The following is an 11,929-nucleotide window of genomic DNA, read 5'->3' on the forward strand; positions in this document are numbered from 1 at the left end:
CTCCCACCGAGCCCGGTGGGAGCGGGCTTGCCCCGCGAAGAGGCTCTCACGGCCCACGGAACATTCCCCCGTCCCCATAGTCCAACCCTCGTTTCCCCCGCCTTTACGGCTGACGAGGTCTATTCATGAAACATTTCGCACTGGTCACTCTGATGACCCTGGCTGCCAGCCCGGTGTTTGCCTTCAACCTCAGCGATGCGGCCAACGCCGTTTCCGCCATGCAAGGCAACAAGGACGGTGCTGCAGTGCAGGCGCCAGCCGCCTCGGCGAACCTGCTCAATACCCTCGGCAGCGAGCTGAAAATCACCCCGGAACAAGCCATTGGCGGCACCGGCGCCTTGCTTGGCCTTGCCAGGAATCAACTCAGCAGCACCGACTATGAACAACTGAGCAAAGCCGTGCCGGGCCTTGACCTGCTCTCCGGCGAAAACGTCCTGAGCGGCTTGAGCGGGCTGGGCGATCTGCTCGGCAAGAGCGGCACGTCGTCGGCCCTGAGCAATGCCCTGGGCGACAACGTCAAAGACACCAATGACCTGAACAACGCCTTCAGTGCCTTGGGCATGGACATCGGCATGATCGGCCAGTTTGCCCCGCTGATCTTGCAGTACCTCGGTCAGCAGGGCGTTACCGGTTCGCTGTTGCAGAGCCTCGGCGGCCTGTGGGGCACGCCGGCTACAGTGCCGTCGGTGTAACGGCGCTCAGGCTGCTTCGGAGAAGTTCACCGTGCGCACCGGGCGGCGGAATCCGCCCGTAAGCACCATCAGGTAGGCCAGACCCAGGCCGAACCAGCTCAAGCCAATGGCCAGGGTCATTGCTGACAGACTGGTCCACAGCCACAAGGTCAGGCTCATGCCCACCAGCGGGATCAGGCCATAATGCAGCAGCCCTGCCAGGTTGCGGTGGCAGGTCTCGCTGACCAGGTGGGTACGAATCACCGCCAGGTTCACCGCTGAGAAGGCCACCAGTGCGCCAAAGCTGATCAGCGATGCCAAGGTGGCGAGGTCGATGACCAGTGCCAGCAGAGAAAAGGCCGAGACCATCAGGGTAGCGGTGACCGGTGTGCCGAAGCGTGGCGAGAGCTTGGCGAACCAGCGCTGTGGCAAGACCTTGTCACGGCCCATGGTATAGAGAATCCGCGACACCGCCGCTTGCGACGCCAGGGCCGAACCCAGGCTGCCGGCGACGAAGGCGGCGGTGAAGAAGTTCGCCAGGAACTGGCCACCGGCCTTGAACATGACCTCGTTGGCGGCCGCGTCGGTATTGGCGAAATGACTCCCTGGCAGTACCAGTTGGCTGATGTAGGCCAGCAGGGTGAACAACACGCCTGCGCCGAGGGTGGTGAGGATGATTGCCCGTGGCACGTTACGCTGCGGGTCCTTGGTTTCCTCAGCCAGGGTCGAAACGGCATCGAAGCCGAGGAACGATAGGCACAGCACTGCCGCTCCCGCCATCAGATGACCGAAGCCCGGCTGGCTGCCATCGCCCAGCAAAGGCGAGAGCACGTCGACCGGCTCCCCGCCGCTCAAGGTTTTCAGCGACAGTGCGACGAATACGCCGATGAAGATGATCTGCGCGCCGACAATCAGGTTGCTGGCCTTGGCCACCGAGTGAATGCCGACCACGTTGAGCACCGTGACCAGGGCGATCGACGCGAGGATGAGGGTCCAGACCGGGATGCTTGGGAAGGCAATGTTCAGGAACAGGCCGATGAGCAGGTAATTGATCATCGGCAGGAACAGGTAGTCGAGCAGTAGCGACCAACCGGCAAGAAAGCCGACGCTCGGCCCGAACGCCAGGTTGGTGTAGGAATAGGCCGAGCCAGCTACCGGAAAGCGCCGGACCATGAAGCTGTAGGAAGTGGCAGTGAACAGCATGGCCAGCAGGGTGACCAGGTAGGCGCCGGCGGTGCGTCCGCCGGTGAGCTCGGTGACGATGCCGTAGGTGGTGAAGATGGTCAGGGGGACCATGTAAACCAGGCCGAAGAACACCAGGGCGGGGAGGCCGAGGACGCGGCGCAGTTGAGCGGAATCTGTCTGGGCAGTATTGCTAGGTTGGTTGGCCATTGATCGATCCTGGCTTTCTTGTAGTTGTTTGTTGATCGATTTTTATCCAGTTAAATAGCCAATAGCAAAGAAGATTCCCTTATCTTGATTATTAATGCAGATTTTAATCGGCTATTTGGGCTTGCCCCGCGATCAACCCAGCTCCGCCCGCAAGGCTTCGATACGCTGGTCCTTGTCGTGCCACAGCTGGTTGACCCAGCCCTGCACGGCCTGGCGCAAGACCGGATCGTTTTCGTAATCGCCGTCCCACAGCGCCGGGTCCAGCTCGTGCACCTGGATATCGATGATCACCTTTGGCACTGCGCCACTGAGCAGGTCCCAGAAGCCCGGGGGCTTGTCGCCGGGATAGACGATGGTGACGTCAAGCAAGGCGTCGAGCTGTTCGCCCAATGCCGCGAGCACGAAGGCTACGCCACCGGCCTTGGGTTTGAGCAGGTGTTTGTAGGGTGACTGCTGGGCCGTACGCTTGGCTTCGGTAAAACGCGTGCCTTCCAGGTAATTGACCACGGTTACCGGCTGGCGCTTGAACAACTCGCAAGCAGCCTTGGTGATTTCCAGGTCCTGGCCCTTGAGCTCTGGATGCTTGTCGAGAAACGCCTTGCTGTAGCGCTTCATGAAGGGGTAATCCAGCGCCCACCAGGCCAGGCCCAGTAGCGGCACCCAGGTCAGCTCTTTTTTCAGGAAGAATTTGAAGAACGGAATGCGCCGGTTGAGCACCTGGATCAGCGCCGGGATATCGACCCAACTCTGGTGGTTACTGATAGCCAGGTAGGAAGTGTCCAGGCGCAGGTCATCAGCGCCACGCACGTCCCACACCGTGGGGATACACAGGCGGAAAATCAGTTTGTCGATCTCGGCCCAGGTCTCGGCGATCCACATCACCGCCCATGAGGCGTAGTCACGGTAACGGCCGGGCAGGACCAGTTTGAGCAGGGCGAAGACCATCAATGGGCCGATCAGGACCAGGGTGTTGAGCAACAACAGCAAGGTCACAAGAATGCCCGTCAGCAAGCGGCGCATAAGAAAGCTCTTATATTCAAGTAAGCGGCCGGCAATGATAAGCAGCCTATCGGCATACGCCAAATGCTCAGGTCTGCTTGGCTTGGACAAATGTTTCACATTGTGTTGAATAAGCTATTCGCGCGAACCTATCCTGCCTTCGCAGTCTAATCACTGACTTATCTCAAGGAAGCGGATCCTGTGAAACCTGTACTTGCACTGCTGGCGCTGCTGGCCCTTCCAGTGATGGCTGCCGAGCCAACTCTGTACGGCCGCTATGAATACATCGCGCTGCCAGAGTTTGGTGGTGAAACCCTCAAGGCGAAGATGGACACTGGTGCCCTGACCGCGTCGTTGTCGGCCAAAGACATCAAGCTTTTCACTCGCGATGGTGAAGACTGGGTGCGTTTCCGCCTGGCGACCAAGGAGTCTGACGGCAAGGTCTACGAACACAAGCTGGCGCGTATCAGCAAGATCAAGAACCGCGCTGATGAAGACGAAGACGGCGAGGGTGCAGAGATCAGCAAGCGTCCAGTGGTTGATCTGGAGCTGTGCCTGGGCGACGTCAAACGGACCGTCGAAGTCAACCTGACCGACCGCAGCAGCTTCAACTATCCACTGCTGATTGGTGCCAAGGCCTTGCGTGAGTTCAAGGCGGCGGTGAACCCGGCGCGGCGTTTTACCGCGGGTAAGCCTGAATGCTGATGGGGCAGCGGTAAGTTTCAAGCTGCAAGCTGCAAGAAAAAGCGGTTCAGTGTAACGTCGCACGATCTGCTTCTTCTTGAAGCTTGTAGCTTGAGGCTTGCAGCTCCCCATGCCCCACATACTCATTGTCGAAGACGAAGCGGCCATCGCCGACACCCTGATTTTTGCTTTGCAGGGTGATGGCCACAGCACCGAGTGGGTGACCCTGGGCAGTGCTGCGCTCGAACAACAACGTCAGCGGCCAGCCGACCTGATCATCCTCGATATCGGCCTGCCGGATATCAGCGGCTTTGAAACCTGCCGCCAACTGCGGCGTTTCAGCGATGTGCCAGTGATGTTCCTCAGTGCCCGCGACGGTGAAATCGACCGAGTGGTGGGCCTGGAAATCGGCGCTGACGACTATGTGGTCAAACCCTTCAGCCCACGCGAAGTCACCGCACGGGTGCGGGCGATCCTCAAACGCATGGCTCCGCGTGCCGAGCCTGTGAGCAGTGCGTCAGCGTTGTTTCAAGTCGATACCCTGCGCATGCAGATCAGCTATCGCGGCCAACCCCTGAGCCTGACCCGCCACGAATTCCGCCTGTTGCAGAGCTTGCTTGAGCAACCCGAGCGGGTGTTCAGTCGTGAGCAGTTGCTCGACGCTGTTGGCGTTGCTGCCGACGCTGGTTATGAGCGCAGTATCGACAGCCATATCAAGAGTCTGCGCGCCAAGCTGCGTCAGGTAGCCGTCGATGCCGAACCGATCCAGACTCACCGCGGCCTGGGTTACAGCTACAGTCCAGGCCACAGCTGATGCGCCTGGGAATCCGGATATTCCTGGTCTACTTCCTGTTTGTCGGGCTCACCGGCTATTTCATTCTCAGCACCGTGCGTGAGCAGATCCGCCCCGGTGTACGCCAGTCCACTGAAGAAACCCTGGTGGACACCGCCAACCTGCTCGCCGAGATCCTTCACGATGAAGTCAAGGCCGGCACCCTCGGCCAGAGCCGCTTGCCACAGTTGTTGCGCGCCTACGGCCAGCGTCAGCCGAGAGCCGATATCTGGGGGCTGTCGAAGAATCAGGTCAACCATCGTATCTATGTCACCGACGCCAAAGGTATCGTCCTGCTCGACTCCAGCGGTGCGGCGGTAGGCCAGGACTATTCACGCTGGAACGATGTCTACCTGACCTTGCGCGGTGAGTATGGCGCGCGTTCGACCCGCGGCGATGCGGATGACCCTGAGTCGTCAGTGATGCATGTGGCGGCACCGATTCTCGATGAAGGCAAGATCATCGGCGTGGTCACCGTGGCCAAGCCGAACAAGTCCCTGCAGCCGTATATCGATCGCTCCGAGCGGCGTTTGCTGTACCTGGGGCTGGGCCTGATCGGGCTGGGCTTGCTGGTTGGTGCCGCGCTGTCGTGGTGGCTGGCGCGTTCGCTACGACGCTTGACCCGCTATGCCCAGGCGGTCAGCGAAGGTGAGCGCACCGCGCTGCCGCACTATCGCGGTGGTGAACTGAAGCAATTGGCTGCGGCGGTGGAACGCATGCGCACTCAGCTGGAAGGCAAGGACTATGTAGAGCGCTACGTTCACACCCTGACCCATGAGCTCAAGAGCCCACTGGCGGCGATCCGTGGCGCATCGGAGCTGCTCCAGGGCCCGATGCCGGAGGCGCAGCGCCAGCGCTTCGCCGACAACATCGAGAGCGAAAGCGCACGCATGCAGCAACTGATCGAGCGCCTGCTTAACCTGGCGCAGGTCGAACAGCTACAAACCCTGGAAGAGCAGCAGCAAGTGTCGTTGGCGGCCTTGGTCGACGAGCTGTTGTTGGCCCAGAGTGCACGGATCGAAAGCAACGGCTTGCAGGTGCGCCAGCGTGTGCCGGCGAGCACCCGGCTGCTGTGTGAGCCGTTCCTCATGCGTCAGGCCATCGCCAACTTGTTGGACAACGCCCTGGACTTCACTCCGCCCGGTGGCTTGCTGCTGTTCGAGTTGGAGAAGCAGGGCGCTCGTGTGGCCCTGAGCCTGTTCAACCAGGGCGAGGCGATCCCCGACTATGCCCTGGGCCGCTTGAGTGAGCGCTTCTATTCGCTGCCGCGCCCGTCCAGCGGGCGCAAGAGCACCGGACTGGGCCTGAACTTTGTCGAGGAAGTGATGCAACTGCACGGTGGCTCGCTGGACGTTGCAAACGTTGAAGACGGTGTACGCGTGCGCTTGTGGCTGCCAGCCAAGCGCCTGGACTGAACTCACACACTCTGCACACAAGCTCCACATTAGTCCCCAAGGGCTCCATGTTGATTACGCAGACTGCGCTTATCGAAACCGGAGTCTTGCCCCATGAACCGAACCTTGAGTATCAAACTCGGCACTATCGCCTTGCTGATCGTGCTGTTGCTGATCCCGCTGCTGATGATCGGCGGCCTGATAGGCGAACGTCAGGCGCTGCGTGACAACGTCGTGCAGGACATCGCCCAAAGCGCGAGTTTCAGCCAACAGATCAGCGGACCGGTGCTGGTGGTGCCGTACCGCAAGACCGAGCGACGCTGGAAGACCGAGGATGGCAACACTTTCCAGGAAAGCAAACAAGTCAGTGGTCACCTGTACTTTCTGCCAGAAATATTCGAGCTGAAGTCAGGCATCGACACCGAGCTGCGTTCGCGCGGGATCTACCAGGCGCGCCTGTTTCATGCCGACAACCACATCAGCGGTCAATTCAAGGTGCCAGCGCACTGGGGGATTACCGAAGACTTCGAGGATTACCGCTTCGATCCTGCCTTTCTCGCGGTTGGCATCAGTGATATCCGCGGTATCGAAAAAGGCCTGCAATTGCAGTTCAACGACCAGCGCCTGGACTTCCAGGCTGGCACCAGCCTGAGCTGGTTGGGCGGCGGTGTTCATGTGGTCTTGAACAATCTCGACGGCAAGGCTGAAACCCTGTTCGATTACGCCTTCGACCTCAGCTTGCAGGGCACCGGCCAGCTGCATGTGCTGCCGGTCGGTCGCAGTACCAGTGTCAGCATGACGGCCAACTGGCCACACCCAAGCTTTGTCGGCAACTACTTGCCCAGCAGCCGTAAGGTCGACGTGGGTGGTTTCTCGGCACGTTGGCAGACGTCGTTCTTTGCCACCAACCTGGAAGACGCCTTGACCCAGTGTGTGGTCAACGACAGTTGCGAGGATTTTCGCAGCCGGGCTTTCGGCGTCAGTTTCGTCGATCCGGTGGACCAGTACCTGAAAAGTGAGCGGGCGATCAAATATGCGCTGCTGTTCATCGCCCTGACCTTTGCGGGCTTCTTTCTCTTCGAGATTCTCAAGAACCTCAGCGTGCACCCGATCCAGTACGCCCTGGTGGGGGCGGCCCTGGCGTTGTTCTACCTGCTGTTGCTGTCGTTGTCCGAGCACCTGGGTTTTGGCCTGGCCTACCTGCTGTCTGCCGGGGCCTGTGTGCTGCTGATCGGTTTCTACCTGTGCCATGTACTGCACAGCCCGTTGCGGGCCATGGGCTTTGCCCTGGGGCTGGCGGTGCTCTACGGCATGCTCTACGGCCTGCTCAGTGCCGAGGACTATGCCTTGCTGATGGGGTCGCTGTTGCTGTTCGGGCTGTTGGGTGTGTTTATGGTTCTGACCCGGCGTTTGGACTGGTACAGCGTTGGTCAGGGGCAACAGCAATGAGTGGGTTGCGGGAGGAGCGGCGGGGCGGGGCGGTGTTGGCGAGGCGGATTGAGCGGTGGCTGCATCGCGGGGCAAGCCCGCCCCCACAAACCAACTGTGGGAGCAGGCTTGCCCCGCGATAAGGCCCTGTCATACCGAAGGATCGGTCGCCTGCATCGAAGCCCGCTGGCTGACCTGGGCATACCAGGCCGCCAGCTTCGGCTGCTGCTCACGCCAGCCGAAGTCCGGCATGCGCAAATCGATGTAACCCAGGGCACAGGCCACGCCGATGGCAGCGATGTCGAACACCGAGCTCAGTTCGCCAATGTGTTCCTGCTCGAGGTTGGCCAGGCCGCGACGGATCTTGTCTTGTTGTGCTTCGATCCAGCTGTCCCAGCGTTTTTCCTCCGGGCGCAGGAAGGTTTCGTAACGGGTCAGCACCGCCGCGTCCATGATGGCATCGGCCAGGGAGGCGAGGGTCAGGCGATGCCAGCGCGACCAGCCTTCCTTGGGGATCAGCGGATTACCGACATGCTGCAGGTCGAGGTACTCGCAGATTACCCGGCTGTCGTGCAGCACAGTGCCGTCAGCCAGGCGTAAGGCCGGGATCTTCCCGGCCGGGTTGCCCTGGTTGAGTTCGGCCACCGGGCTGACGGGCGACAGGTTGACGGTCTGCAGCGCCACGCGGTAGGTTTGCCCGGTCTCGTGCAGCACCACCATGACCTTGCGCACGAAGGGCGAGCTTGGTGAGTGGAACAGGATCATACTCGGTGCGGTCATGTCGACTCCTCAGTTGCCTTGCAGGCTGGGTGGCAGGCACACACCGGTGCCACCGATGCCGCAGTAGCCCTCGGGGTTCTTGGCCAGGTATTGCTGGTGATAAGCCTCGGCGAAGTAGACCGTCGGCGCCTGGTCGATTTCGGTAGTGATCTCGCCGAAACCGGCCTTGCTCAGTTCAGCCTGATAGGCCTGTTTGCTGGCTTGGGCCTCCTCCAGCTGCTCCGGGGTGGTGCAGTAGATCACCGAGCGGTACTGGGTGCCGATGTCGTTACCCTGGCGCATGCCCTGGGTCGGGTTGTGCAGTTCCCAGAACATTGCCAGCAGTGCACCGTAGCTGAGTTTGTCCTGGTCGTACACCACCAGCACCACCTCGGTATGGCCGGTCAGGCCCGAGCAGACTTCTTCATAGGTCGGATTCGGGGTAAATCCACCCGCATAACCTACAACGGTGCTGACCACGCCTTCACGCTGCCAGAAGCGTCGCTCGGCACCCCAGAAGCAACCCAGGCCGAAGATGGCGAATCCGACGTTCTCGAAGAACGGTCCCAGCAACAGGGTATCGTTGACGAAGTGCTTCTCGGGCAGAGTCATCGGGGTTTCTCGGCCAGGCAGGGCCTGTTCCGCAGTAGGCAGGACGTTTTTGTTCACCAGGATTTCCGAGCGCAGGACCATGGACCCATTCCTCTTCAAGATAGGACGATAAGGGATAGAGTCGTAGTGTGCCCGAGTGTTACGCCGCTGTCAGGCGCTTGGGCCGCGTGGATAGCGCTTGAGTTTGTTGACCAGCTCAGCCCCCGGAATCGGGCGGTCGAACAGATAACCCTGGCCGACGTCGCAGCGGTGGCGACGCAGGAACGCCAGCTGCTCGGCGGTCTCGATGCCTTCGGCAACGACCTTGAGCTTGAGGTTATGGGCCATGGCCACCACTGCGGAGGTGATTTCCATGTCGTCCTGGTTATCGGGGATTTCATGGATGAAGCTACGGTCGATCTTGATGATGTCGATCGGAAACTTCTTCAGGTAGCTGAGCGAGGAATACCCGGTGCCGAAATCGTCCATGGCCAGGGTCAGGCCCAGTTGCTTGAGCTGGTCGAGCTGGCGGTGAGTGTCTTCGGTGGCTTCGAGCAGCAGGCCTTCGGTCAGTTCCAGCTCCAGCAGATGAGGCGGCAGGGCTTCTTCCTTGAGGATATTGGCGATCGAGGCGACCAGATCAGGATCGGAAAACTGCTTGGGCGACAAGTTGATCGCCACCTGCAGGTTGCCCAGCCCTTCGGTGCGCAGTTTCTGGCTCATGCGGCAAGCCTGGCGGGCAATCCATTTGCCGATCGGGATGATCAGCCCGGTTTCTTCGGCGACGCTGATGAACTGGTCCGGGCGGATCATGCCTTTGTCCGGATGGTTCCAGCGCAGCAGGGCTTCCAGCCCCAACAGGCGGCCGCTGCGCAAGCACAGCTTGGGCTGGTAGAACACATCCAGCTCGTTCTGGGTCAAGGCGCGGCGCAGGTTGTTCTCGACGAACAGCTTGTAGCTGGCTTCGGCATTCAGGGCCTCGGTGAACACCTGGGCTTGGTGTTTGCCGTTAGCCTTGGCCTTGTGCAAGGCCAACCCTGCGTTTTTCATCAGGGTCTGCGGGTCGCGGCCATGCAGCGGCGCGCAGGCCAGGCCCACGGAGCCGGTGACGTTGATCAACTGATTGTCGACGAACAGCGGCTTGTCGAGGGTTCTGAGCAGTTGCTGGGCGATCTGCAGGCCGCTGTTGAGGTCGGTGTCTTCAAGCAGCACAGCGAATTCGTTACTGGCAAAGCGCGCCAGGCTGCCGCCGGCGCTGAGGCTGTTGCGCAAGCGTCGGGCCAGGCTGATCAGCAGTTTGTCGCCGGTCTGGTGGCCGAGGCTGTCGTTGATCCGCTTGAAGTTGTCGATGTCCACCAGCAGCAGGCAAATGGGACTGTCGCTGTCGCTGGCGAAACGTTCGTCGAGGTTGCGGATGAACGCCGGACGGTTGCCCAGGCTGGTCAGGTTGTCGGTGTAGGCCAGGCGTTCGATGCGCTGTTGCGCCAGCTTGCTCTGGGTAATGTCTTCGTAGATGCCGATGTAGTGGGTCAATTCGCGGTTGTCGCCGTAGACCTTGGAAATCGACAACTGTCCCCAGTAGGGCTCCAGGTTCTTGCGCCGGCTCTTGAACTCGCCTTGCCAGCTGTTGCCCATGGCCAGGCTCGAAGGGGCGTCGAACAACAGCTCGCTGAGGTTTTCCAGGGCCGGCAGCTCCGAGAGCCGGTGGCCGTGGACCTCGTCAGTACTGTACTGGGTAATGGCGGTGAAGCTGGGGTTGACGTATTCGACCACACCATCGCGATTGACCAGCAAAAAGGCGTTGGCGCTTTGTTCTACTGCCCGCTGGAACAGGTGCAGGGCGCTGGTGGCGGTACGGCGGTTGTGGTTGTTGATGACCTGGGCGAACTGATCGGCCAGCTCGCCGGCAAAGGCGATTTCATCTGACTGCCAGGCCCGTGGTGAACCGGTGTGTTCCAGGCAGAGCACGCCGACCACCTGGCCATCGATGCGGATGCTGGCATCGAGCATGGCATTGATGTTGCGCGGACGCATGCTTTCGGCCATTTCCCGGGTGCGCGGATCGTGGCTGGCGTTGTGGGCGTCGATGGCGCGGCTGGTGTGCAGGGCATCGAGGTAGTCAGGAAAGCAGCTGGCATCGATGGGATCGGGCAGGCGGTATTCCCGGGTGTCGCGATAGTACGCGGAAATAGGCTCCAGGCGCTGCCCTTCCAGGTACCAGATGCTCGCACAATCGATCTTGTAGATCTCACAGGCGCTGCGGGTGATCAGCTCGGCGGCTTCGAGCAGCGAGTTGCTGGCGTTGTAGCGATGACGGGCCAGATGCAGGATCAGATCCTGTTGCGCGCGCACCCGCTCAAGGTGCTCAAGCTGCTCCTGCTGGGCCCGCTGGTTGAGCTGCAGGGCAATCTGCAAGCGGTTGTTGCGGGTTTCCAGGTCGGCGGCGCTGAGGTCCGGGCTATCGCCTGGCTGGGAGTCGATCACCATCAGGTAACCGCGCAGCAACTGGCGGTTGTGCTGTTTGTAGGCTTCGCCCAGCTCCAGCAGATGCAGCGGTCCCTGGGCAGTGTGCAGGGCGTAGCGCACCAGGTAATGCGGGCACTGGCCCAGTTGCAGCTGGATGGCGTCATGCAGTTTGTAGCGCGCCTCGGGCTCCATCAGGCTGGCATAGGGCGAGCCGACCAGGGCGCAGAGTTCAACTGCGGCCAGGCCGAACTGGCGTTCGCAGGCGGGGTCGAGGTACAGCAGGGCCCAGCTGGCCTCATTCAGCCGTTCGAAACGCAGCATGCCGAGCCGCGAGGGCACGGGCAACTGCGTCACGACCTCGGCCACCATACGGCTGGCGGCATCGGGTTGGCTTTTCATTGAGAGCTCGCTTCAAGAAGGCTGTTCGCGCAGGCAGCGCAATCTGCTGTTACGCGTATTGGGCAAGGTTGCATCATGCGCTTGAGGCTGACAAGCGATACAGAGGCCACTGCACTTATTGTGTCGGCAGGACGGACAATTTCTTCAGTATGTCCCTGATGGGGCAAGCATGTCGATCAGCGCTCCTATTTACCCGAGTGGAACTAGTTCTATGACGTGAGCCGCAACTTGCCGTTGAACACAAGGGTCAACATCGGTGCTGAACATTCCTGGGTAAGCAGCCGTTAAGGGCGAGCGCTCTTTTTGGCAAAAAA

10 protein-coding genes are annotated in these 11,929 nt (G+C 60.7%); 5 read left to right on the plus strand and 5 right to left on the minus strand.

Translation table 11 applies throughout. The annotated features are described in order from the left end of the window. Window positions 1-125: 125 nt before the first annotated feature. On the plus strand, window positions 126-692 hold the full coding sequence (locus ACRESH_RS07295) for a DUF2780 domain-containing protein (protein WP_431741342.1): 567 nt from the start codon (window positions 126-128) through the stop codon (window positions 690-692). A gap of 6 nt (window positions 693-698) precedes the next feature. Here the strand turns inward: ACRESH_RS07295 and ACRESH_RS07300 are convergent, their stop codons facing one another. Together ACRESH_RS07300 and ACRESH_RS07305 are read right to left on the minus strand one after the other, a co-directional pair. Continuing rightward, window positions 699-2,063, minus strand: a complete 1,365-nt coding sequence (locus ACRESH_RS07300; protein WP_431741343.1) for an APC family permease — start codon at window positions 2,061-2,063, stop codon at window positions 699-701. Between the two features lie 132 nt (window positions 2,064-2,195). Next, window positions 2,196-3,083, minus strand: a complete 888-nt coding sequence (locus tag ACRESH_RS07305; protein ID WP_431741344.1) for an acyltransferase — start codon at window positions 3,081-3,083, stop codon at window positions 2,196-2,198. Window positions 3,084-3,263: 180 nt separating this feature from the next. Between ACRESH_RS07305 and ACRESH_RS07310 the strand changes: the two genes are divergently transcribed. The 4 genes from ACRESH_RS07310 to creD all read left to right on the plus strand — a co-directional run bounded on the left by ACRESH_RS07310 (window position 3,264) and on the right by creD (window position 7,421). Then, entirely contained in the window at window positions 3,264-3,767 is a 504-nt protein-coding gene (locus tag ACRESH_RS07310; RefSeq protein WP_431741345.1) for an ATP-dependent zinc protease family protein, read from the plus strand. Window positions 3,768-3,876: 109 nt separating this feature from the next. Then, window positions 3,877-4,560, plus strand: coding sequence for a two-component system response regulator CreB (creB, locus tag ACRESH_RS07315; RefSeq protein WP_431741346.1), 684 nt, complete (start codon window positions 3,877-3,879; stop codon window positions 4,558-4,560). After that, entirely contained in the window at window positions 4,560-5,993 is a 1,434-nt protein-coding gene (gene creC / locus ACRESH_RS07320; RefSeq protein ID WP_431741347.1) for a two-component system sensor histidine kinase CreC, read from the plus strand. The genes creB and creC overlap by 1 nt, the downstream gene beginning before the upstream one ends. A gap of 93 nt (window positions 5,994-6,086) precedes the next feature. After that, on the plus strand, window positions 6,087-7,421 hold the full coding sequence (creD, locus tag ACRESH_RS07325) for a cell envelope integrity protein CreD (protein WP_431741348.1): 1,335 nt from the start codon (window positions 6,087-6,089) through the stop codon (window positions 7,419-7,421). Window positions 7,422-7,550: 129 nt separating this feature from the next. Here creD and ACRESH_RS07330 read toward each other — a convergent pair whose 3' ends face one another. The 3 genes from ACRESH_RS07330 to ACRESH_RS07340 form a co-directional block, all read right to left on the minus strand. Further along, complete coding sequence (locus tag ACRESH_RS07330) at window positions 7,551-8,180, minus strand: glutathione S-transferase (RefSeq protein WP_431741349.1); 630 nt, start codon at window positions 8,178-8,180, stop codon at window positions 7,551-7,553. A gap of 9 nt (window positions 8,181-8,189) precedes the next feature. Continuing rightward, complete coding sequence (msrA, locus tag ACRESH_RS07335) at window positions 8,190-8,852, minus strand: peptide-methionine (S)-S-oxide reductase MsrA (protein ID WP_431741350.1); 663 nt, start codon at window positions 8,850-8,852, stop codon at window positions 8,190-8,192. 69 nt (window positions 8,853-8,921) lie between these two features. Then, window positions 8,922-11,615: a putative bifunctional diguanylate cyclase/phosphodiesterase gene (locus tag ACRESH_RS07340; protein ID WP_431741351.1), complete on the minus strand. Its 2,694-nt coding sequence runs from the start codon at window positions 11,613-11,615 to the stop codon at window positions 8,922-8,924. Window positions 11,616-11,929: the final 314 nt, after the last annotated feature.

Source organism: Pseudomonas sp. (assembly GCF_050739775.1).
Taxonomy (GTDB): domain Bacteria; phylum Pseudomonadota; class Gammaproteobacteria; order Pseudomonadales; family Pseudomonadaceae; genus Aquipseudomonas.

What these genes read in the sequence shown, in the direction of transcription:
- ACRESH_RS07295 (WP_431741342.1), top strand. Translation starts at nt 126, where the DNA reads ATGAAACATTTCGCACTGGTCACTCTGATGACCCTGGCTGCCAGCCCG.
- ACRESH_RS07300 (WP_431741343.1), bottom strand. Translation starts at nt 2,063, where the DNA reads ATGGCCAACCAACCTAGCAATACTGCCCAGACAGATTCCGCTCAACTG.
- ACRESH_RS07305 (WP_431741344.1), bottom strand. Translation starts at nt 3,083, where the DNA reads ATGCGCCGCTTGCTGACGGGCATTCTTGTGACCTTGCTGTTGTTGCTC.
- creB (WP_431741346.1), top strand. Translation starts at nt 3,877, where the DNA reads ATGCCCCACATACTCATTGTCGAAGACGAAGCGGCCATCGCCGACACC.
- creC (WP_431741347.1), top strand. Translation starts at nt 4,560, where the DNA reads ATGCGCCTGGGAATCCGGATATTCCTGGTCTACTTCCTGTTTGTCGGG.
- creD (WP_431741348.1), top strand. Translation starts at nt 6,087, where the DNA reads ATGAACCGAACCTTGAGTATCAAACTCGGCACTATCGCCTTGCTGATC.
- ACRESH_RS07330 (WP_431741349.1), bottom strand. Translation starts at nt 8,180, where the DNA reads ATGACCGCACCGAGTATGATCCTGTTCCACTCACCAAGCTCGCCCTTC.
- msrA (WP_431741350.1), bottom strand. Translation starts at nt 8,852, where the DNA reads ATGGTCCTGCGCTCGGAAATCCTGGTGAACAAAAACGTCCTGCCTACT.
- ACRESH_RS07340 (WP_431741351.1), bottom strand. Translation starts at nt 11,615, where the DNA reads ATGAAAAGCCAACCCGATGCCGCCAGCCGTATGGTGGCCGAGGTCGTG.